This window comes from Bacteroidota bacterium, from assembly GCA_023957335.1.
Classification (GTDB): domain Bacteria; phylum Bacteroidota; class Bacteroidia; order NS11-12g; family UBA955; genus JALOAG01.
In genome coordinates this window covers 504,117-527,241 of the sequence record JAMLHC010000001.1, presented here as the reverse complement: position 1 = coordinate 527,241, position 23,125 = coordinate 504,117, and the positions used below count along the sequence as shown (strand labels likewise).

The following is a 23,125-nucleotide window of genomic DNA, read 5'->3' as shown; positions in this document are numbered from 1 at the left end:
ATTTATTAAGGGACATTTTGTGTTAATTCAACACCCAAGGAGTGTTGAGCGCAAAAGAAGGAATTTCGACTTCAAACTCTTCATATTCAGAAAAATTAAAGAAAGTATAAAATCCCGACATCTCTCCGTTGGTTGAACTGAGTCTGCAGAATGAAGTGTAGGAATATGATTCGTCCGGTTCCAGCACAGGTAGTTCGCCCACTACGCCTTCGCCTTCAACAACTCTTTCAATTGGTATAACGGATGTATAATCAAGAATAAACCACTTTCGTCTAAGCAGTTGCACTCGATAAGGAGATTTATTTTCGATTTTAATCAAATAGGAAAAAATATATTCCGGTTGATCAGGCGCAGACATGTGGGGTTCATATTGTGCGATGACCTTTACACGTATATCATGGGTTGTTTTTTCTGTCATTTCCATTTAAAAGTTGTGATTATATGGTAAATATCATCCTGAATGAATTGATATACCGGGGCAATCGAATCAGGTTCGGTCTTGGAATTAAAGTATAAAGCACCTCTGAAATAGCGGTGACTATTATCCGTAAGGAAAAAATTGAGATTAGTGGCAGTATTGCCGCGCAACTGAAAAATAAGCCCGCTAAGGCTGTCACTTTTAGAACCAATCTCAATTTCTTCTATGTCATCTGCTCTGATAATATGTTTGTACACTAATTTATGCGTATCTTCATATAAAGAGTCATATTCTTCCGGAGTTTGATATTCATGATAACTGATATGTAAGGTAGCATCAAAGGGTATAAAATTTAGGTTATACCAACAAGGCTGATTCTCGGTATAGGCGGGGTCTGTTTGCATTTTAGCATATACCGGTTTGGAAAACGTATAACCGCATTGCGCTGAATCAAAGACATCATATACTTTTTCAGGAAAATATATCCTGGGATATCCTTTTGGACGTGGACTAAGGGCTGTTTCACATGAAGTTAAAAAAAACATCCCAGATAAAACAAATAAAGCTATGAAACTCGGTTTTATATAATCTTTCATCTTAGTTTCTCTTGCCTACTCCTCATTGTCAAAGTCCTCTGTGCCCATTATATTGTCAATCGGTTCAATGTCTTCATTCATTTCATCACATTTGGCTTCACCTTCTAACTGTGATTTGGTGTTGTTTCCATTAAAATTCAGCACTTGAAACAAACTTGCCCTGATTTTAGTTCGGTACTGTTTATTGCCATCTGAATCTGTTGATACGTCACACTTTATCCTGCCTTCAATATATACAACTCTACCTTTTTTGAGGATTTTGGCAGCATTTTCCGCATTCTTGTCCCACATCTCTATATTATGCCATTCCACTTGTTCAAGCCGCTCGCCCGTCTTTCTGTTTACTGAGAATTCATGAGTTGCAAATGGGAAATTAACCACAAACCTAATCTGGGTTCCTCTGTTGAGTGTGCGCAGCTCAAGATCTTTGCCAACCCTTCCGACTAAGATAACTTTGTTAATCATGGTGAACTGTTTTTTAAAGTGAATTTATATATTTTTTCATTAGTTGATGAATGGGGTAATTCTCAATCTCATCCAAATGAATTTCAAAAGTATGAAAATTTCCATTCAAAGGTAATTTCTGCACCTTTATTTCCCAAAAAATCGCAAAAATTGTTTTATGCGTGAGTTGGTGTTTTAGAGAAAGTCTCTTTTCTATACTTTTAATTTCAAGTCCTTTTAGTTGCATCTGCGCATCGGCTTTGTTGAAGTGTTTGTTACTTTCTACCGAAGGGAATTCATATAGATTTTGCCAAATGCCTTTGTTGCGTTTATATATAAGTGTTTTGCCATGTACATCGTTGAAATGAAAGTAAGAGAGGTATAGTGACTGAGGTTTCTTCTTCTCGATTTTAATAGGAAAAAGGTTTTGTTGCTTGTTTTGATATGCAAAGCAGTAGATTTGAAGAGGGCATAGCTCACATTTAGGGTTTTGTGGTAAGCAAACCAATGCCCCCAACTCCATGAGTGCTTGGTTAAAGATAGAAGGTTTGAAGTGTTCAACGGAAGTTTGTAACAGAGATGTAATCATTTTACGTGCCCTTTCACTGGGAATTGGGTCTGTAATTCCCCAAAGGCGCGTTGTAACTCTATATACGTTTCCGTCCACCACCGGGATGGGATAATCATAAGTCAAGGATGCAATGGCATTGGCTGTATAGTGTCCAATTCCACGCACTTTCATTAATATTTCAGGAGCGTGATTAAAGTCTGAATTAAGATTTTCTACGATTTGTTTGGCACCTTGGTGTAAATTTCTTGCCCTTGAATAGTAACCTAAACCCTGCCAAAGCAATAGAACCTCTTGTTCATCTGCGTTTGCCAAATCTTTTACGGTAGGAAATCTCTCAATAAACCTTAAAAAATACGGAATTCCTTGTGCAACACGGGTTTGTTGCAAAATAACTTCGGATATCCATGTGAGATATCCATTCGCTTCTTTTCGCCACGGAAGTTCCCTGTGATTTACTTTATACCAATTCATTAGCTCATTTTCCCATCCCATAGAGTGTCCGTTCAATGATAAAAACAAAGATACTTCGTTGTTTGTTTAATTCGAATAACTAATTTTGCCTCACTAATCTTAAATACACACAGTTATGACTAAAGCAGAAGTAGTAGCAAAAATTGCTGAAAAGACCGGTGCCGAAAAGGCAGTGGTGCTTGAAACAGTGGACACCTTCTTTGATGTAGTAAAAGACTCCATGCACAAAGGTGAAAACATTTTTTTTAGAGGTTTTGGAAGTTTTACATTGAAGAAAAGAGCTAAGAAAATTGCGAGAAACATTACCAAAAACACCGCAATGGTCGTTGAAGCTCATTATATCCCAAAATTCAAACCTGCAAAAACATTTGCTGACAAAATTAAAAAAATTAAAGTTAAGTAATGTTTTCTAAGTCTTTGTTTTCATACGCTATCGTTACTTTAACTATAGCGATTGGGATTTTACTTATTACTTTAAATTGGAAAAAATCTACGGCAACTATTGCCAAAAGTGAAGGTATTCACAATTCGCTTCCTGAGTTTTCAGAAAGTGCTTATCATCTTGCTGTATCGGAAGAAATTACAGAAATGGGTTTTACTATAGATAAAGACTTCCCCATAAACTCCGAATTAAAACAAGATTCACTCACAACACTCGTAGAACACTCTATTAACGCGGGCTTAGCTTCTGCTGCTGCTTTATACAATGAAAAATTGGCTGACTTAAAACAAGTTGACAGCCTCTACCTTCAATCCGCACGTTATTTAGTTGTTGCCGGCATGTCTGCTAAGGTTGAATCCAGAGGAATGGTTTTCCTTCAGAAAGCTCAATTATTGCTTGACAAAATTTTGACACATAACCCCAAAAATTTGGATGCCAAAACACTTAAAGGATATGTGTTGGTGCGAACCCAACCTGCTCCAATGCAAGGTATTGCCGTACTTCAAGAAGTGTTACAAGAAGACCCTAATAATCTGGATGCACTATACATTTTGGGTGATTTTTCGATAGAGTCAGGTCAATTTGAAAAAGCATTAGAACGTTTCAAAAAATTACTATCTTTGCAGCCCTTTAATTCTGACTACAACTTTAAAGTCAGTGAAGTTTTCAGCCGTCTCAATATGAAAGACAGTGCTGATTTCTACCTGAAACGAGGAACTGAGTTTAGAACAAAGGAAACGATAACAAGACAGTAAAATTTAATTTTTAAGATATATGCCAAGCGGTAAAAAGAGAAAAAGACATAAAATTTCCACTCACAAAAGGAAGAAGCGTTTAAGAAAAAATCGTCATAAGAAGAAATAATCTTCTTTAACTTAAATTCTTACAAAGTTTGGTCAACGAATTATTCATAGAAAGAGTTGCCGGACAAACAAAAATTGCCTTACTATCTGATAAGAAGCTCGTTGAATACCACAACGAAAGCGGAAATGAATCCTTTAAAATAGGAGATATCTATCTTGGCAAGGTAAAACGTGTTGTACCGGGAATAAATGCTGCATTTATTGATATTGGAGATAGCAGAGATGCATTCTTGCATCTGCATGACCTTGGTGTGCATTTTCTTACCTATAATAAATATACCCAAGCGGCACATGAAGGCGGTGTGAAAAGCACCAAGCTTGATAAAATTGAATTTCAACCCGAAACCATCAAGAATGCCCCCATTGGTAATTATGTCAAAAAAGGGCAGATACTCATGGTGCAAGTCCTCAAAGAACCTATACACAACAAAGGAGCAAGGGTAGGTTGCGATATCTCTTTTGCAGGCAGATATTTAGTGCTTATGCCTTTTTCTCAGCAACTTTCTGTTTCACGCAAAATCGGCAACCCGGACAAGAAAAGAGAAATCAAAAATTTGTTTAGAGATTTCAGACCGCAAAACTTCGGAATCATTGTTCGAACAGTAGCGGAAGACGCAACCATTGATGAAATTAAAAATGACCTAAATGAGCAGCTAGGAAAATGGAAAGATATCATCAAAGGCATTGCAAAAGCAAGTCCTCGTACGCGATTATTGAGCGAAGGTGCAAAAATTGAAGTAATTCTACGCGACCTGCTTAATGACAGTTTTGAGAATATATGGGTAAACGAAATGCCATTAATGGATGAAATCCGGCAGATTGTGAACCGTATTTCGCATGGAAAATCAAATTTAGTTAAGTTATATAAAGGAAAAGCAAGCCTTTTTGAGAATTTTGATATAGACCGACAAATCAAAACTTCTTTTGGCAAGCAAGTGCCTTTTTCTGCAGGCTCCTATCTCATTATTGAACACACTGAAGCACTACACGTAGTCGATGTTAACAGTGGTAGGCAACTCAATGCAGGAGAAAGTCAACAAGAAATTTCGCTGAGAGTAAATCTGGAAGCAGCCCAAGAAATAGCCCGTCAATTACGACTACGGGATATGGGAGGCATCATTGTAATTGACTTTATTGACCTGAAATCTCCGGTACATAAAAAACAGCTCAACGACAAATTAGCGGAGTGTATGAAAGCGGATAAGGCGCGTCACAGTATCCTTCCTATGAGCAAGTTTGGGTTGATACAAATCACCAGAGAAAGACTCAGACCGGAAACCGTTATTGTTACTGCAGAAGTTTGCCCGGCTTGCAATGGTTCTGGGAAAGTTGAATCTGCCAATTTGCTGGAAGATAGAATTGAAGAGGCATTGGCGTATTTATATATGAACCAAAATATGCAAAAGCTTACGTTGGTTTGCAACCCCATCTTAAAAGCCTATTTTACGAATGGATTTCTTTCCATCAGGACAAAATGGTTTTTGAAATACGGTAAATGGCTTAAAATTAAAGAAGATAAACAAATTTCTTTGGGCGTTTTTATGTTTGAAAATCAAGCAGGAGAGGAAATCGTGCTCTAATAATGATTAGCAGTTTGCTGCTATTGTCTTTTTATAAATCTCGCAATATCTTTCTATTGTCTTATCTATCGAAAACTGTTTTGCATGCTCGCGTGCATTCTGACTGAATTGTTTCAATCTTTCATCTGAAGAAAGGATGAATACAGCTTTATCTGCCATACCTTGAATGTCTCCAACAGGGAGCAAAAAGCCGGAAAATCCGTCCTTGTTCACTTCGGGAATACCGCCTGCATTAGTAGAAATTACGGGTGTTCCGCAAGCCATTGATTCCAATGCTGCAAGTCCAAAGCTCTCTGTCTCGGACGTCAATAAAAATAAATCACAGTTAGCCAATATCTCGTAAACTGCCTCTTGTCTGCCAAGGAAAATAACGTTGTTGCCAAGTTGTAACTTTTGACATAATGCTTCTATAGAATCCCGCTCCGGACCATCGCCTATGATAATGAGTTTAGATGGGAGTTGTTTTTTTACTTCATTGAACACTTTGATTACATCCTCAATTCTTTTTACTTTTCTGAAATTTGAACTATGTACCAAAATTCGCTCCCCATTAGGGGCAATAGAGTTTCTAAAATCGTGATCAATGAGATTGGTGGAAGCCTCAACATGTACAAAATTGTAAATAACCTCAATCCGGTTTTGAATGTTAAAAATGGATAAAGTATCCGATTTTAAACTTTCAGAAACTGCTGTAACCGCTTCGGAGTTGTTGATAGAATATTCCACAACAGGCTTGTATGTTGGGTTGCGTCCTACCAATGTGATATCTGTACCATGTAACGTTGTAACCAGCGGAATATTAATTCCCTTTTCTTTGAGTATCAGCTTTGCCATAATAGCGGCAGATGCATGTGGAATAGCATAGTGGGCGTGTAATATGTCAAGGTTCTGACGCAAAACAATATCTACAATTTTGCTTGCTAATATGGTTTCGTATGGTACATAATCAAATAAAGGATATGATTTCACGGAAACTTCATGGAAAAAGATGTTACCGTGAAAATGGGTTAGACGTGCGGGTATGTTATACGAAATGAAATGAACCTCAAACCCTCTTTGAGCAAGAGCTTTTCCAAGTTCTGTAGCCATGACACCACTCCCGCCAAAGGTGGGATAGAGTAAAATCCCGATTTTCATCAGAAGTGCAAATAAAAACAATATTTAATAGGGGAGAAGGATTAGTAAATTGTTTATATAGAAATAAAAGCTAATTTTGACATTAAACTCAACCTAATGAAATTATGAAAATACGCATTTTTTACCCACTATTATTCATTGGAATTCTTGTTCTCGGTTGTGATGACAATCAGAAGGATATTCACAAAGGTTATATCCCTATATATACAGATGAGTTGCAAGGAAATTTTGACATTGTAGCTGCCCCAACTGCACTCAAGCATCCCGGTAAAATATATATCTATAACAATATTTTGCTCATCAACGAAGTAGCAGAAGGCATACATGTGTATGACAATACCAATAAGAAGTCACCTATTAATTTAGCATTTTATAAAATTCCGGGTTGTATTGATATGGCTGTTAGAAATTCAATCTTGTATGCCAATTTTGGAAATGGTTTAGTAAGTTTTAATATCTCCGACCCACAAAACCCTGTATTTAAAGATTACATAAAATCTGAATTTAACAATTTGCAAACACCGGATCCGGGTAGTTCTGTCAGAAACAAAGACGGATATATTATTTTTAAATGCCCCGACCCGAAAAGAGGGGAAGTGTTTGGGTGGAAAATGGGAGAAATCGAAGGTCAATATTGTTCAATTAGATAATAATTTATAAGCCATGAAAAAACTATCATATATATTCATTCTGCTTCTTTCTGCATTTGTAATATTGGTGTATTCTTGTAGTTCTGACTCTAAAGCTCCTGGTAACATGGGTGGTTCCGGTTCTTCAGGCGGTTCTACCGGGAAAGGTGGTTCTTATGCACGGTTTGCTATTGTTGCGAATTATCTCTATGTTTTGACTAATAATTCTGTTGTTGTTTATGATATTTCGAATCCTGATTCAATGATTATTAAGAGTACGACAGCAATAGCAGGTACGAATTCAAGTCTTAATGCAGAAACAATATTTGTGTATGAAGACTATCTATTATTTGGAACCCAATTTGGCATGATTGTATATTCGCTTCAAAATCCCGAGTCTCCTTCCTATGAAGGTCGATATAATCATATTATAGGTTGTGATCCGGTAGTTGCAGAAGATGGTTTTGCTTATCTCACTCTGAATGGTGCAACAGGTTGCAGAGGTACAATGAACAGTCTTGATATCCTCAGTTTATATATTCCAACTAATCCCAAACTTATCAAGTCAGTTAGTATGGTTTCACCGAGAGGATTGGGAATTGATAATAGAATTCTCTTCGTATGTGATGCAAACAAAGTCAAGGTAATTAATGTTAAAACTCCATCAGCCCCTTTTGAAATAAGCGATATTAATGTGCAGGGTCCTTATGATGTAATTCCTTATAACAAAAACCTGATTATTAGTGCTACTGAGGGGATATTTCAATATGACTATTCTGACTCTGCGGACTTAAAACTCAATAGTAAAATACCGGTAGTCAAATAACTATAACCCACCGTTATACCGGTATTTAAGTATCAGTTCCTGTTATCCAGTTGAGCAGTTCTATTCTTTTTTCTTTGCTCACTGAAATTTCATCTGCAAATGGGATGTTTAAAAAAACTATGGTTTTACGTGACAGTGTTTGTCCCACTTCCTTGATTGCATTTCGGTTAATGATGCATTGCCTGTTTGCACGAAAGAAATCCTTACCGCTTAATTGTTGTATCTCATCCAATGGTTTATCAATATGAAAGGTTTTTTGCTCGAAGGTGATGAGATATGTGATTTCATTCTTTATGTAAAATAATGCAACATCCTTAAATCGAATTGGGATTGCCCTGTCTTGCTTATATACCAAGAGGGAATTATCGTTCCGGATTTTCAACGTTTCTATAACTTTGGCAAAGTTTTCTTCTTTAGTATTGAAGGATGATTTTAACTCTTTAAACTTCAGCAATGATTCAGCAATTTTTCGTTCGTCAAATGGTTTTAAAATATAATGTATTCCATTAGTTTCAAACGCTTTAAGGGCGTATTCATCATAGGCAGTACAGAAAATAATAGGAGCATGAAACTTAACTTGTTTAAATATCTCAAAACTGAGTCCATCGCCTAATTGTATATCGCTGAAGATTAAATCAATTTGTTTATTCTCTTTTAGAAAATTTACTGACTCTTCCACTGAATTCAGTATGCGTATTGTATTCGTATCAGGAGATATGTCTAAAATTATATCTCTCAAATCCTCTGCGGTTAATTGTTCGTCTTCAATTATTAGGATATTCAATGTCCAGAATTTTTAATGAAACAGAGAATGAATTTTCATCTTTCCTAATGACAGGACTGGATTCGTTCAGAATGTGATATCGTTCCTGCAACATACTCAGACCTTTTCCTGAAGAGTTTTCAATTTCTGTTTTCTCCTGCAAGTTATTACTTATTGTAATGAAGTCTGAATCTGTTGTAATCGTGATGAATAGGGGATTGGTTTCTGTTAATTTGTTATGCTTAATAGCGTTTTCTAAGATGGGTTGCAAAGAGAAAAACGGTAATTTTTTATTTCTAAAGTTTTGGTCGTCAGGCAGGTGTACACTGTACTGCAAAGCATCTCCGAATCGAATTCGTTGCATTTCCATATAGTCATTGCATATTTTAAGTTCATCTGCTACAGTTGAAATACCGGTGGAATTTTGAGAAATTGAAATCCTCAAGAAGTCCGACAGATGTAGCAAATAGTTCTCTGCCATTTTAGGTTCTCTTTTGATGAGAGATTTGAGAATATTCAATGCATTAAACAGAAAATGCGGTTGTATCTGTTGGCGCAACAGTTGGTTCATTGTATCTGCATTTGAAGATTTTAATTGTAATAGTTCCATTTGAATTCTGTTCGATTCATATTGTGTGAGCACTGAGCTTTGAATTAAGAAAATAAAGGAATAAATAAAAGTTGAAGCACCGATAACAAAAGCATAATACCTAATGCCAACAACTGAATTCATGTCAACGTTGTGCGGATGTTGATACAATCCTTTCTTTTCTAACCAAAGAATGATGGAAAGATGCAGTATAAAATAGAGGAGGCTCACAACATATCCTATGACATAAGTTTTTCTCCAAATACGCTCCAGATTATTTTTTCTCCTCTTATCAAAATAATGGAATAAGAATGAGTTCAAAGCAAAAATAACCATAAATAAGGAGCCTAAAGAAAGTGTTCTTTGAATAAAACCTTTAAAACTTAAGTCCTGTAATGATGTGATTAACAGAGCTCCCAGCAAAAACAATAAAAATAGTTTTCCGCTGTATAATGTCAAGACTTTAAGGGGGACTCTATATGACTGTTTCTCACTCATATTACTTATTCAATCAAACTCTTTGTTGCAATAAAATGCGCTATTTCAATGCAATCAATGTTGCTTCTACACTTGAATCCAAAGATACTGATATTAATTGGGATTGGATTTCTTTTCTTGTTCGGCTTCTTCTATGCTATGTTGGAGAATCTTTGCATAGTTGGTCTTCTCGTTGCCGTCTCTCATACGCAAACCAATACTGTCAAAAATAGAATATACCACCGGTACTACCACAAGTGTCAAAAACAATGAAGATAAAAGCCCTCCTATAATCACCATTGCCAGTCCGCGATTGATATCAGCTCCATCTCCTTGCGCAATTGCAATCGGTAACATTCCTATAGCCATTGCAATAGTGGTCATAATAATGGGTCTAAAACGCGTATGATTGGCAGCCATAAGCGCATCATGTGTAGAGGCTCCATTTGCTTTGGAATGGTTGGCAAAATCTACCAACAAAATGGCATTTTTTGCTACCAAGCCAATCAACATGATAATACCTAAAATAGTGAAAATGTTGAGGGATTGATTGAAAATGGCAAGGAATAATAGCGCACCAATGAAAGAAAGCGGAATTGAGAATAGTACAACCAGAGGTGTGACAAAATTGTCATACAAAGCCACCATCACCAAATATACCAATATAATGGAAGCAATTAATGCAATTCCTAATGAACCGAAACCTTCTTTTTGATTTTCCATATTTCCACCCCACATATAATCAATGCCGGGCTTTTTCTCAAGTTTTGAAAATTGGTTTTCCCATTCGGTCGCCACAGTGCCCGAAGGCGCACCTACTACTTGTGCTTCAACCGACACTGCCGGAGATTTGTCTCTGCGCTCCAACAAAGTAGGTCCGGTTCCGTAGCTTACATTCGCAAATTGTTCCAGCTTGATAGCTTGTCCATATACATTGATGAATTCCAGATTTTTGACATTATTGATATCTGCACGTCCTGTTTCATCATAGCGAATATTAATATCATATTCTCTGTCTCCGGCTCTAAATTTCGTTTTTGTATTACCGGCAAAAGCTGTTTGCATAGCCATACCCACGGTTGCGACATTCAAACCGAGGGAGGACATTTTGTCCCTATCTACTTTAACATCAATTTCGGGATTTCCGCCTTCAGAGGTGAGTTTTACTCCTGTTGCACCCGGTACTTTCTTTAAAAGCTCGGCTGCCTGAGAGGCAAATTCTTCTGCATCTTCCATTGTAGGACCTACAACTGTCAGCTTGATTGGGGCTTGTTCTGCACCCATCAACCCCAGATTAACACTCTTGAGTTTTACACCAATAAGTTCATCTTCCATGCTGTTAATCAACTTGGTTGCAAACATTTTGGTAGATTCTTTCTTGTAATGGTCTTTTTCCAAAAAAATCTGAATCTCGGCTTTGTTTTTGGTTCCGGTTGTAGAAATCATCCCGTCCGAAGATTGACCTACTGTTGTGATTATTTTGGTTATTTCAGGTATTTGTAGCAAATGAGCTTCAGCGAGTTGTGTAGCTTGATTGGTTTGTTCTATAGTAGCATCTTTCTTTAATTCTAATTGTAACAAGAACTCACCCTTGTCGTTAGCGGGGAAAAAGTCTGTGCCTATATAGCCCTTGCCTACTAACACAAATGAACTGATAAATAGCGCAAAAGCGGTTAATAGTGTAATGACTTTGTGACTTCTCTTGGCTAATGACCATTCCAATAAATTACCTATTCCATTGCTCATTCTTTTGAGTGTTGCTTCAAATCTGGCAATTAATTTTCCCACAAATGTTTCGGGTCTAATCACATCCAGTTTCCCAAATCGGGAATATAGCCATGGAACAAGCGTGAAAGAAACTAATAATGAAAAGAGCGTAGAGGTCATAACCGTTACAGTAAACTGACGTAGAATGTTGGATACCATTCCTGTGGAGACAGAAATTGGGAAGAATACAACCACAATTACCAATGTAATGGATGAGACGGTAAATCCTATTTCTTTTACACCTTCGTAAGCTGCACGTACTTTGTTTTTGCCCATCTCCATGTGTCTGTGAATGTTTTCAATTACTACAATCGCATCATCAACCAATATCCCAACCACCAGCGACAGCCCTAACAGAGTCATCAAATTCAGTGTATATCCCAATAAACTCAATACAATAAAAGTTGAAACCAAAGAGAAAGGAATAGCAATCATGGTAATCACGGCATTGCGAATACTGTGCAGGAAAAATAACATGATAGCGCCCACTAAAAGCACAGCTAACAGTAAGTCATGGGTTACATTGCTAGCCGCACGCAAAGTATAATCTGTGGAGTTGCTGGCGATGTCCACTACTATATTGTTGACTTTGTAATCCTTTTGTACTTCTGCAATCTCCTTGATTACCTCTGCCGAAACCGTAACTGCGTTGGCATCCGACTGTTTGTAAACTTGTAACAGAATAGTATTGTTACCATTGATACGTGCTATTTTTTCTATATCTTTTATTCCATCTTGGACATCTGCCACATCACTCAATCGAATATTGACACCGGAAGGCGTTGGTAGCAACATGTTTCGCATTTCTTCTATTGAAAGAAATTTACCTGCCAAACGGATAGTCATTTGATTCTCACGCGATTTTATACTTCCGGTAGGGAAGTCCATGTTAGAAGCTGCAATAAGTTGTTGAATTTGGGTGATAGTCAGCCCATATCCTTTGGCTTTTTCGGGGTTCACACTTACTTGAATCTCTCTCACTTCTCCGCCTATCATGCCTACCTTGGCAACACCATCCAATCTGGCAAATGCCGGTTGGATTTTTTTGTCTAAAAGGTCATACAATTCTTTTTCTGAAAGGCTTGAAGAAGTTACCGAAAGATTCATGATTGGAATGTCGTCAAATGAGAATTTTGCCAGTGTGGGTACTTTGGCATCTTCGGGCAAGTCGTTTACGATTGCATTGATTTTGCGTTGCGCATCATTGAGTAGAAAAGTTACATCTGCACCACTGTTCAGCCTAATGATTACAACGGAAACACTTTCCAAAGATTTAGACTCTATGCTTTTTACATTCTCTAAGGTAGAAACAGCATCCTCAATCTTTTTGGTAACTGAATTCTCAACCTCAGAGGGCGAAGCACCCGGATATATAGTCTGAATGGAAATAACATTTACCTCAAATTTAGGGACTAATTCATAGCCCATTTGCATATAAGAAAGTAATCCGCCCAGCGTAAGCGCAATGAACAGTACGATAATAATACTGGGACGTTTTATGGATATTTCGGCAATTTTCATCTTGTTGTCAGTCTGAAAGTTATTGGATGATTCGGACAGGTGTTTGGTCTATTAAATTGATTTGGCCCGAAGTGATGACTTTGTCGCCTCTCTGAATCCCTGATAATATTTCTACAAAAGTGCCAAAGTCTCTACCCGTTGTTACGGTCTTTAAAACGGCTTTGCCGTCTTGCACAATGAAAATCCTATTTGAACTGATATTTCCAACAAAAGCGGTTTGCGGAACTACCAATGTCTTGACACTTTGATCTTTTCCAAAGACTGCTGTTCCATACATTCCCGCTCTCAGATTGCCTGCTTCATTATCTTGGATTTCTAATTCAACCGGAAAATTCAAACCGGCATCTGCCTTTGGGGCAATAAATGTTACTTTTCCTTTCCATTGGTTGGTAGGGATAGCAGAACATTGAATGAAAACATTTTCACCCGTAAGAATACTGCCCACAGTTTTCTCATCTACATTGACCCTGAGTTTGAGTGAGGATATATTTACTATCTCAAACAATTGTTGTCCGGGGCTTACAAAAGCACCGGGTTCTATGTTTCTTTTGTTGACAATACCTGCAAATGAGGCTGTGATATTCACATCTCCAGCATTTATCTTGGCACTTTGAAGATTGTTCTTGGCATTTTCTAATTGTAGTTTTACTTGGTCTAACTGTTGTTTTGTTACGCCACCGCTTGAATATGCGTTTTCAAAACGAACTGACTCACTTAAAGCATTGTTATATACGGCTTGAGCATTGGCAAGGGCTACTTCCTGTTTGTCGCTCTTGATGACCGCCAGCACTTGTCCTGCTGATACCTTAGTGCCCTCTTGTACAAGAACATCCACCACTTTGCCGGGGACTTCAGTTGAGATATATACTGCTTGTTTGGGTGCAAATATTCCGTTGGCAATGTATTCCATATTCAGAACTTGTGAATCCGCGTCTGTTGCACGCACCGCAACACCATTGCTTTTTTCAATTGCAATATCTGTCTGGGCTTTGTTTTTTGCTTTGTTTTTATTTAAGACATAAATCAAGCCTACCAGTAACAAGACAATGATTCCAATGGTTATAATCGTTTTTTTCATTTTTGCTATTATTCTTTTTTATCAGTTTTTAATTTCTAAATATGTTTTTAGTTCTCCTTTTGCTTTTTTGAGTTGTACTTCGGCTATTTTGTAGTCGAAGAATGCAGCGGTATAGTTGTTCTGGGCGTTTGCGTATGCATTTTGTGCGTCAATGACATCGGTTAATGAAGCCAATCCATTGCGATAGTTGTTTTCTATATCGTGTAATACTTGTTCTGCTAATTTCATATTGGCTTCTTGTTCATTAAGGGTAATGAGTGCATTTTTGATTTGGGTGTATGCGTTTTCTGCTGCAATGCTCAAAGCCAATTTGGTATCTAATAAATCTGCTTCGAATTTTTGAATGGCTATTTCTGCTTGCATGGTTTTGGAGTGTAGATTAAACCCGGTGAAAATCGGGATTCTAAGGTTTAGGCTGACAGATGCAAAGTCGGAACGGTTGATTCCATTTGAATTTGTGAAATAAGGAAATTCGTCACCCATGCTCAGATAGCCGTAATTGGCACCCAAACCCAAGGTGGGATAGCGTCCTGCATTGATAGAACTTTTATTGAGTCTGAGTAAGTCGCCCTGCTTTTGCATGAGTTGGATTTCAGTGCGATTGTTAATATTGATTTCTTCTTTGGGCAATAGTTTGGGTTGTTCATTGAAGAGGTCGTCCGGCAACGTGATGGGGGTTGACAAATCCATACCTATCAGATATTTCAATCCGTTTTCTTGTAAAGTAAGTGCATTCTCTAATTGTGTTTTTGAGCTTTTGAGATTGTTTAAGCTAACATTGATGCGGTCTAAATCAATTTTCTTGGCAATGCCGTTATTGACTAATCCCATAATTACGCCCTGCACCTTTGTAGTATTTTCTATAGTTTTTTCAATAGTTTTGATTTGAGATTTTGTCTTAAAAATTTCAAAATATGCGTTGGCTACTTTTTCAATGATTTGTTCTTCAGTCAGGGAAGCATTTACTTGGTAAAACTCCTTAGTAGTTCTAGCGGCCTTCAAGCCCTGAAATACCGATAAATTAAATAATTGTTGGTCTAATTGCACAACCGCATTTGACTGCCAAGGAACTCCCATACGAATGATTTGGGTTTGCCCGCCAAAATCCAATGCCATTTGCTGCAGTTTTAAATTGTTGGTTATTCCAACAGAACCGTTAATCTGAGGGTAAACATTGGCGCGTACTTCCTGAATTTTGTAATTCGCATTGGTAATATCCAAGTGCGCTTTGACAGCATCTGATTTGTTTTTCAATGCATAGCTTACTGCTTCTTGCAATGTGAGTACAGTTTGAGCCTTAACTCCATAACTCATTGACAGGATAAAGGCTGCAAGAAAAAAGTTTTTTACTTTTTGGGTTAGTTTCATTTTGTATGACTTAGCAATATGAACCTATATTTTATTTGCAAATGCTTGCAATAAAATCCGGTTCAAATTCGGGGCGCAAAAGTATTAAACCGGAAGCTATGTAAATGTGTAATTTAGCCGAAACGGACAAAATAGGCAGTGAAAAAATTGATGTTTAGAAAATGTCTTTAAAGCATTTATGTGAAAGATAGCTAAATCATTGAACAACACCGGTGAAAAACTGCATATATTTATTGAATGCAATTTATCTTTTCTCACTAAGTTTTTCGATGATGTCTCTCATCACCTTTAGTTGTTCAGTAAGTATATCAAGACTTTTTTGTTGTGCGGCAATCAGGTCTTCGTTGTGTTGGTTGTAGATTGTATGCACCACTTGACTGCTGTCGTAGGTATTAAAGTTGGAGATGCCAAAATTTTCGCCTGTTTTCAGAAGTTCATTTATATCTGTTTGGAGTTCGTGGCATATCAAAAGTACTTTTTCTATACTGATACTTACCTCTTCTCTTTCAATACGTCCAAACCCGCTTACGCTCAATCCTAACGCATGTGCTAAGGCTTTGCGGGGAATGTTTTTTTGTTCTCTGACAATTTTGATTTTTCTCCCGATTTTGAGTTCTATATTTTGTTGATTTTCACTCATAGTGTTTTTCAGACTCCAAAAGTAGTAAAAAAACATCCTTATGCACAATTTGCAACAGTTGGTTGTTTTTTTTTAGTGCCTAAGAACCTTACTTTGAGATGCTAAATCAAATATTGTTATGAAAAAGACATTACTAACCTTATCGATTTCGTTTGTTTTTATTTGGAACGCAAACGCACAAAAAACCAATTGGCTGATGCCTCAAACGGACAATAATGGGAACGTTATTTCAAGGCATGTTGATTTTAATTCGGGAGTGCCTGTCTTAAGAAATGCTCATGAGATTCCTTATACATTAGATGCTTGGGATAACTCTCAGCCTATAACATCTTATAATAGTATGAATGCAGCTTATGATGAAAATGGGAATATGTTGTTCTATGTTGTCAATACAGACAAATATACTTACATTTTTGATGAGAGTAATAATAATCTGTATTATAGTTCGGGTTATGATTATGAATCAGGACCTTCCGACAAAATTACAATAATAGATTTGGGTTGTGGCAAATATCATATTATCAGTGGGGCAAAAATCTACAAATTTGACTACTACTCTAATAGTAAATATATTACCACGCTCAAAACAGACTTGGAGAGTTATAGAATTACTTCCGGAGGCACTCAAGCCGTTGAAGTGTATAACCATATCACAAGATTGGTGTTTGACAATAATCAGAAGCTATTGGGATACAGAGTATATACAATAGGAGGTAATCCGATTGGATATACTCGCAGAGTGATGACTTATTATCAATATAATGTTTCTGACCAGACTTATGAATCTTATGATTATACATACGACAATGATTTATTAGTTAAGATTCAAGAAGATAGTAATGCCTACGGTTGGTTATATAATTTCAGGGGTGGAATTATGCATTTAACTGAAATGGCTTTTAATCACAATGGTACTCAATTAGCCATCGTAGGTTTAGATTCGATTTTTATTTTCAATATTGCTGCTGACGGGAAATTTGCCAAGACAAAAGCATTTAATTATTTAGATACAATCAATTATAGGAGAGCAGTGGGGTTGGAGTTTATAAATGATACCTTGTTAGCATACTCAGTAAGCTCTTATCACGAAGATAATACATATCCTTATTCTCCCGACTATGTTGCCATTTTGAACCTGAACCAGATGACATCTGCCCAAGTGGCAAGTTCGGCAAATTATGCGCGTTCCCATATTGAAACCGGTACAGATAGCAAAATTTACGTGTGTGCGTCTGACGGACTGTATGAATTTCAATGGAATCACACGCCATCTCCGTCTTTTAATAAGATTGTTACATATAGTCCGTTGATGAATCAAAATCAGTTAGTCTGGCAAGGCAGTAATGCGGTTTCATCCTTATTTACATTGCCCGGTCAGTTTTTGGGACAACCCAATGAAAACTACACGGAGTATCACCCGGCAAATATTCTGACAAGCCTTACACTTACGGCTTCGCACAATTATGATGATGCTACACACGGATTGACCGGCAAGGGCAATGGTCCTATTCTTATCACGGAGAAGTTGTTGATTAAACCCGGGGCGGGCAACAGCCAGACCACCATCAATTTTACAGATATGACTTTTGCCTTTGCCGAAAATGCGGTAGTAGAAGTGTATAGAGGCGCTCAGGTTAATTTTACGGGTACCATATTGAAAGCAGGAGCCTGTGGCGAAAAAATGTGGACAGGCGTGAGACTTATGCCCGATCAAGGGAGTACAAACCCGTCACATGTGGCAGAAGCTAATTTTAAAGCTTCGCAGACTAAGAGTGCTGTGGTGCGCGATGCTTTTGTGGGGCTTAAAATAAACGGACATGAAACCAAAGCAGAAATTGACGGGGCAACTTTTGCAGCCAACGGAAAAAGCATTTATCTGGACGGGATTAATGCACTGGGACTTAATATTAAACGCGCCTGGTTTGACGGCACCATTCCGTTGCTGGATAAAGATGCAGCTTGTAATTATTTTGGGGCGCAATATCCGCAATTCAAAGTTAATAATGACTGTGGCAATGTGCCGGACAAAACATGGGTGCATATTCAGGCAAACGGATGTTGGAATTTCTATGTTGGTAGCAATAGTGCCATGAATGGAAGCGCGTATCCAATTGTCTTGGAGGGAGCGGAAATAGGTATTTATCTCAGACGAGGCTCTATGGATATAAGAAATACGGAGATAACCAAAACCAAAAGGTTTGCGGTGGATGCGGCTGCACAGGACTGGGGGAGAGTGAGCAACAGTGATTTCAGAATGAATAACTGCTATATTCATAACAATCTGTACGGAGATTTGCCCGACTCGCGCGGAGTCAATATCAAAGACTACTACCAAACTATTTCCATTCAGAACTCACAATTTAAAGATTTGCTCTATTTTGGCGTGAATGTACAAAACAACAAGGGCGCTGATATTCTGGTCAGAAATAACGTGTTTGATAATGTGAACAGCGTAGGATTAAACCTACAGGAGAACATGAGTTTCCAATACTTAAATACTAATCTTCTTGATTCGACTAAGATAATAGTGGATTCTAATACTTTTAAAAATAGAACTTATGGCATAGGAGTCAATGTGTATGAGCCGTCCAAACCGATGAGATCTTCTTACAGTCTGTTTATGATTTACAAAAACACTTTTACCAACATACCGAGAGGGGTGAATATAGAGAATGTGATCGGGGGTAATGCACCAAAACCATTGGCAACCTTGTTCACAAATGAGAATACAACAGTGAACGGAGTTACTGTATTTGATTTTTACAATAAGAACTTTATCGTATCCAATAATAATCTTTCAATTAGAGAAGATGTCATCAATCAGTCACCTTCACATTACGGAATAAGGTCTAGGAACAGCAGCGGACTCAATTATATTTACAATAAGATTATGTCGCATGACGGAAAGGTTTATTCTGCCATGTATGGAATTACAATGTATAATTCCCCAAACTCATTGGTCAACAAAGATACAGTTGCTTATATGGATATTGGAATGTATCAACTCAATGACATGACACATAGTAATTATACATGCAACTCGTTTGACCATACAAAATACGGTTATTTCCTACGTGAGCATAAATTAAGAAATGCATACCCGGGTAGTACATTAGCCTACAGAATAAGACGCACACATGGAATACCGAATTTTGTGAATTCAAATAGCGAAGGGAATCGCATGGATTCTTATAATTCAGTCAATACTCAAATACATCTACACAAAAGTAACGTAGATAATAACTACTGGAGTTTTAATAATATAATATTTAATAATCATAATCAAATACGCATCGGCTATTATCAGACCACAGGTGGGAATACTATTATACAGGAATACAGTTATGACAGGTGCCATGTGGACGATCAGATTGCTATTGTGCTGAACGATTCTACATCTGAAGACTATGACAGCATAAACTACGTCAATTATACTCCGCTCGAATTGTGGACATTTATGGATTATATAAACAGAGAATATTACGCAGGCAGAACTTCTACGTTTTTCAATGATTACGATATCAATACAGTCCATTTAGCGGAAAGGTTGATATCAGAAGAAAAATACGACAGCGCATCCGTTGTTTTGAGCGGATTTACTCCCGTTACCTCCATTGCACATGATTATAAACAGATATACAGCGCATGGGTAAATACGAGGTTGAACGATGTTTATGAAATCACCGATACTGCCGTTTACCTGACCGACAGAAGTCGAATGGACAGTTCATATATCACTATATTAACTCAGATAGCCCAAAAAAATATTTTAACCGAGTCGCCCTATGCCACAACAGCTCGCATGATGCTATGGATGGAATTCGGTATTGAGTTGGAAGAACCCGAAGATCAGCCTGTTACTCTGCCTGCCATTGCGGGTGTGGTAGCCGATTATTGCAATTTGCAGGCTAATACATGGAATCTATGGCTTGAAAAAGAAAATATAGGACCTGTGGGTATTCAGGTGCAGAGTGATTCTTCCGGTAATTTTTGGATAGGAGGTTATGATGTATTTACGCAATTAGACACAAACGTAAACGTCAAGTACAGGCTTGTGGCAACGAATACTGTGGATTCTCTGACACAGGTGTTTACGGACTACATGTCATTGTGGGAATTGGCAAGTACCGGCTTGCAGTTACAGCCTGTTTGTGCAGGAAATAACCACCCAGACCTGATAGGGTGGATAAACATAGGTTGTGCGGAAATGAACGGTGCTTGGAATGTGCAAATAGAAAACAACCAAACAGGTTTGACAAGTATTGCTACTTACACTGACCAAGCAGGAAATTTTTATTTCAACGGGGATTATATTTTTGCGGTGTTGGACTCATCAAACAATTATTTATATCGCATAGTGGCTACGGCACCTGATCTAAGCACCAATTTGACTTCGGGTTATTACACACCGGGTCAACTGATTGTGCACACGCATATACTTGATTGTATGCAATCTGTGACAGGAGTTGGCAACATCAAAAGCTCCGCCTCCCGACCGATTATGACCTCTATGAGCCAAGGAGAATTACATATAGTCAAGGGCGAGTATCCTTGCCGGCTTAGGATTACCGACCTTTCCGGTCGTGTGTTGGTAACTGAAAAATTGTCTTTGGGGAGTCAACATTTTATATTACCTTTGAATATGCTTTCCAACGGAGTGTATCTGTTGCAAATAGAAAACTTACATACCCATGAAATATACATGCAGAAGTTGGTTAAAACTGACTAAGATTGCGTTGCTGAGTTTTTTGGCTTTCAGTTCCCTCAATAGTGTTGCACAGCAAGCAACACAGACACTCTCGTTTGAATCGGAAAAAATATACTCCTATACTATGTTAGGTGATGGAGACCTGATGGATGTAACCGAATCCTCGGATGGAGGCTTTTATCTGCAACATTTTTGGTATTTGTATAAAATAAATAGGTATGGCAAATTGGAATGGAGCTTTTCTATTGGTGATATAGAGGCAGTAACAGCCGTTGACAGCATATATGACAATGTTAATGTTGGAGCTTTTACACAATTTTTACGGATAGTAGAAGATAAAGATGGAGTGTATCTGTTTGGCTTTTTTTATCCATCTGGGGGTGCGCAACCCTATTACGCCCACTTGAGTCTTGATGGGAAGTTGCTCTTTGATACCTGCTATTGTTCCTATCATCAGCTTATGGATACTGTAGCCCCTATATGGGGGGCGATGTCCAATGTGGTTGTTGACAGGGAGTTTATTTATTATGCTAATAATGTGCTAGTACATCCACGTTGGTCAAGTGATTCTGGTTTATTGTCGGAGAACAGTCGTTACAGTTTTCATATTTTTAATAAATTTACGGGTGAGGCAATCCATAGGTATTATGATGGTTTTTCAGACTCTTCAATACAGATTTATGGTTTATTTAAGATTGATTCAGTAGAAAAACGTTTTATAGCCCCCGGTATTATACGCAAGCATAATACATCCCTTAGTATCAAAAATTATTATTTTTTTTTATTGGATTCATTAGGCAGAATAAATGAAATCAAGCCAATGTTTTCTGAAGACAAGTTTCAATCCTCGGGTGTCGGCATAGGGCAACCCACAGTCAGCGCAATCCCCAAAGGTAAAAGTCCTGCACCTTGGTTGTCTAAGGCTGACGCAGAAAGATTGCTTGTAATAGTGCCGTCTGGCTATAAAAGACCATTCTATGCTGTATATGATAAAAATGGTAATGTGGGACTAGTAGATACGCTAGGTTTCTTTGACGCATATCACAAAAGATATATTTCAGACTTAAGTCTTTTACTACCAATAGGTATTGGACAGCAAGGTGTTAATTTTATTAATAACATTGATAAACCTTCATCTGTACAGCCTGTATGTTTTTTACTTAATATACACAATGATACTGTATGGAAGCAAAATATAATTGATGTAACTAATGGTATTAATGTCTTTGCCTTGCCGGGTTGGCTAACACTTGCACGTTTTGGTGATGGCTCGTTTCGGTATTTCAAGACAGACAAGGGTGGCTTGGTATTTATTACCAAAACACCTATGGAACCTGATTCGATAACGGGTTATGATGCTTACTACCAAATTTACCACATCAACCACTTGGGTTGGGCATTCGGTTATAATCCTTATGCCTATGATTCGTCTGCTCCACCAGCAACAGCTTGGTTTAACGGGGTGGGTGATTTGGTAGTGCAGGAAGAAATGCAGCAGTGGCATATCCGTCTCACAGACATGACCGGCAGAGAACTATATTACGGCAGCCCTTCGCGCAACGGCTTCATTCACTTTGACATCCCTTTGTCAGGCGGGGTCTATGTAGTTTCGTTCTTTGAGCCGGAATCAGGCAAGGTTTGGCACGAAAAAATAATCAAAGAAGGCTATCATTAACATGAATATCCGTTTACATACAAGTTGGATATTGGGAATGTTGGGGCTGATTGTGCTTGTTCAGTCATGCAAAAAAATGCAATACGGTTGTACCGCCCCAGATTCCGCCAACTATTGTGCTGATTGCGATGAAGATGACGGAACGTGTACATATAAAGGCAAAGTGGACTTTTGGTTTAACCAAGCTACGATGGATTCCATGTATAAGAACTGGGGCGGTTTAGAAATGGTGTTCTTTTATATAGGGAAAAAACGCATACCTTATTTCTTTGATTTGGCATATCCTCCCGATCCTATGGAATCAGCCCCTGATTGCAAATCGGTTGGTATTGTGAGTGTCTCAGTTGATTTAGGGAAAGAAAAGAGTCTGCCTGTTACATTCATTTTACGCACGGGTTGGGGAATCCTTGTATGGGAATATCCCATTGAAGTCAAAGCCAATGCGTGTATTCAACAACAATTAGTTTGGCGCGGAGAAGGCTTTAAGTTCAAGGCGTTTAAGTGAGGGGCGATAGAACTTTTTATCTGATTGAAAGAAGCCGTATGGACAGTTCATATATTG

The 23,125-nt window shown here is 37.8% G+C and carries 19 protein-coding genes; 8 read left to right on the top strand and 11 right to left on the bottom strand.

The window, feature by feature from the left end; translation table 11 throughout:
• Nucleotides 1–22 precede the first annotated feature (22 nt).
• Genes apaG through mutY form a run of 4 tightly spaced genes read right to left on the bottom strand, consistent with a single transcriptional unit; the run spans nucleotide 23 to nucleotide 2,548 of the window.
• Nucleotides 23–418: a Co2+/Mg2+ efflux protein ApaG gene (apaG, locus tag M9892_02155; protein MCO5253155.1), complete on the bottom strand. Its 396-nt coding sequence runs from the start codon at nucleotides 416–418 to the stop codon at nucleotides 23–25.
• Complete coding sequence (locus M9892_02150) at nucleotides 415–1,014, bottom strand: gliding motility lipoprotein GldD (GenBank protein MCO5253154.1); 600 nt, start codon at nucleotides 1,012–1,014, stop codon at nucleotides 415–417. Before M9892_02150 ends, apaG begins: the two co-directional genes overlap by 4 nt.
• A 15-nt stretch (nucleotides 1,015–1,029) precedes the next feature.
• Complete coding sequence (ssb, locus tag M9892_02145; protein ID MCO5253153.1) at nucleotides 1,030–1,479, bottom strand: single-stranded DNA-binding protein; 450 nt, start codon at nucleotides 1,477–1,479, stop codon at nucleotides 1,030–1,032.
• 13 nt (nucleotides 1,480–1,492) lie between these two features.
• Nucleotides 1,493–2,548: an A/G-specific adenine glycosylase gene (gene mutY / locus M9892_02140; protein MCO5253152.1), complete on the bottom strand. Its 1,056-nt coding sequence runs from the start codon at nucleotides 2,546–2,548 to the stop codon at nucleotides 1,493–1,495.
• Between the two features lie 67 nt (nucleotides 2,549–2,615).
• Between mutY and M9892_02135 the strand changes: the two genes are divergently transcribed.
• The 3 genes from M9892_02135 (at nucleotide 2,616) to M9892_02125 (ending at nucleotide 5,385) form a co-directional block, all read left to right on the top strand.
• Entirely contained in the window at nucleotides 2,616–2,903 is a 288-nt protein-coding gene (locus tag M9892_02135; protein ID MCO5253151.1) for an integration host factor subunit beta, read from the top strand.
• Entirely contained in the window at nucleotides 2,903–3,697 is a 795-nt protein-coding gene (locus tag M9892_02130) for a tetratricopeptide repeat protein (protein MCO5253150.1), read from the top strand. The genes M9892_02135 and M9892_02130 overlap by 1 nt, the downstream gene beginning before the upstream one ends.
• A 137-nt stretch (nucleotides 3,698–3,834) precedes the next feature.
• A complete protein-coding gene (locus M9892_02125; protein ID MCO5253149.1) occupies nucleotides 3,835–5,385 on the top strand; it encodes an Rne/Rng family ribonuclease in 1,551 nt (516 codons plus the stop codon).
• A gap of 6 nt (nucleotides 5,386–5,391) precedes the next feature.
• Here the strand turns inward: M9892_02125 and bshA are convergent, their stop codons facing one another.
• Nucleotides 5,392–6,522, bottom strand: a complete 1,131-nt coding sequence (gene bshA, locus M9892_02120) for an N-acetyl-alpha-D-glucosaminyl L-malate synthase BshA (GenBank protein MCO5253148.1) — start codon at nucleotides 6,520–6,522, stop codon at nucleotides 5,392–5,394.
• Nucleotides 6,523–6,626: 104 nt separating this feature from the next.
• On the opposite strand from bshA, the gene M9892_02115 reads away from it, so the two are divergent.
• Both M9892_02115 and M9892_02110 read left to right on the top strand, forming a co-directional pair.
• Nucleotides 6,627–7,172 (top strand): hypothetical protein, encoded by a 546-nt coding sequence (locus M9892_02115; GenBank protein ID MCO5253147.1) that lies wholly within the window; start codon nucleotides 6,627–6,629, stop codon nucleotides 7,170–7,172.
• 13 nt (nucleotides 7,173–7,185) lie between these two features.
• Nucleotides 7,186–7,977, top strand: a complete 792-nt coding sequence (locus tag M9892_02110; protein MCO5253146.1) for a hypothetical protein — start codon at nucleotides 7,186–7,188, stop codon at nucleotides 7,975–7,977.
• 25 nt (nucleotides 7,978–8,002) lie between these two features.
• Here the strand turns inward: M9892_02110 and M9892_02105 are convergent, their stop codons facing one another.
• The 6 genes from M9892_02105 to M9892_02080 form a co-directional block, all read right to left on the bottom strand.
• Entirely contained in the window at nucleotides 8,003–8,761 is a 759-nt protein-coding gene (locus M9892_02105) for a LytTR family DNA-binding domain-containing protein (protein ID MCO5253145.1), read from the bottom strand.
• Nucleotides 8,742–9,827, bottom strand: coding sequence for a histidine kinase (locus tag M9892_02100; protein MCO5253144.1), 1,086 nt, complete (start codon nucleotides 9,825–9,827; stop codon nucleotides 8,742–8,744). The genes M9892_02105 and M9892_02100 overlap by 20 nt, the downstream gene beginning before the upstream one ends.
• Nucleotides 9,828–9,920: 93 nt before the next feature.
• Entirely contained in the window at nucleotides 9,921–13,094 is a 3,174-nt protein-coding gene (locus M9892_02095; protein MCO5253143.1) for an efflux RND transporter permease subunit, read from the bottom strand.
• A gap of 19 nt (nucleotides 13,095–13,113) precedes the next feature.
• Nucleotides 13,114–14,172, bottom strand: a complete 1,059-nt coding sequence (locus tag M9892_02090) for an efflux RND transporter periplasmic adaptor subunit (GenBank protein MCO5253142.1) — start codon at nucleotides 14,170–14,172, stop codon at nucleotides 13,114–13,116.
• A 21-nt stretch (nucleotides 14,173–14,193) separates the two neighbouring features.
• Nucleotides 14,194–15,540 (bottom strand): TolC family protein, encoded by a 1,347-nt coding sequence (locus M9892_02085; GenBank protein MCO5253141.1) that lies wholly within the window; start codon nucleotides 15,538–15,540, stop codon nucleotides 14,194–14,196.
• Between the two features lie 244 nt (nucleotides 15,541–15,784).
• Nucleotides 15,785–16,180 carry a helix-turn-helix domain-containing protein gene (locus M9892_02080; GenBank protein ID MCO5253140.1) on the bottom strand — a complete coding sequence of 132 codons (396 nt, stop codon included), beginning with the start codon at nucleotides 16,178–16,180 and terminating at the stop codon, nucleotides 15,785–15,787.
• Nucleotides 16,181–16,298: 118 nt separating this feature from the next.
• Between M9892_02080 and M9892_02075 the strand changes: the two genes are divergently transcribed.
• From M9892_02075 to M9892_02065, 3 genes are read left to right on the top strand one after another with little or no spacing between them, the layout of a single operon-like run.
• The gene (locus M9892_02075) at nucleotides 16,299–20,909 is read left to right on the top strand and encodes a hypothetical protein (protein ID MCO5253139.1); all 4,611 of its coding nucleotides are present in this window, start codon (nucleotides 16,299–16,301) and stop codon (nucleotides 20,907–20,909) included.
• The gene (locus M9892_02070; GenBank protein MCO5253138.1) at nucleotides 20,872–22,563 is read left to right on the top strand and encodes a hypothetical protein; all 1,692 of its coding nucleotides are present in this window, start codon (nucleotides 20,872–20,874) and stop codon (nucleotides 22,561–22,563) included. Before M9892_02075 ends, M9892_02070 begins: the two co-directional genes overlap by 38 nt.
• 1 nt (nucleotide 22,564) lies before the next feature.
• On the top strand, nucleotides 22,565–23,068 hold the full coding sequence (locus M9892_02065) for a hypothetical protein (GenBank protein MCO5253137.1): 504 nt from the start codon (nucleotides 22,565–22,567) through the stop codon (nucleotides 23,066–23,068).
• Nucleotides 23,069–23,125: the final 57 nt, after the last annotated feature.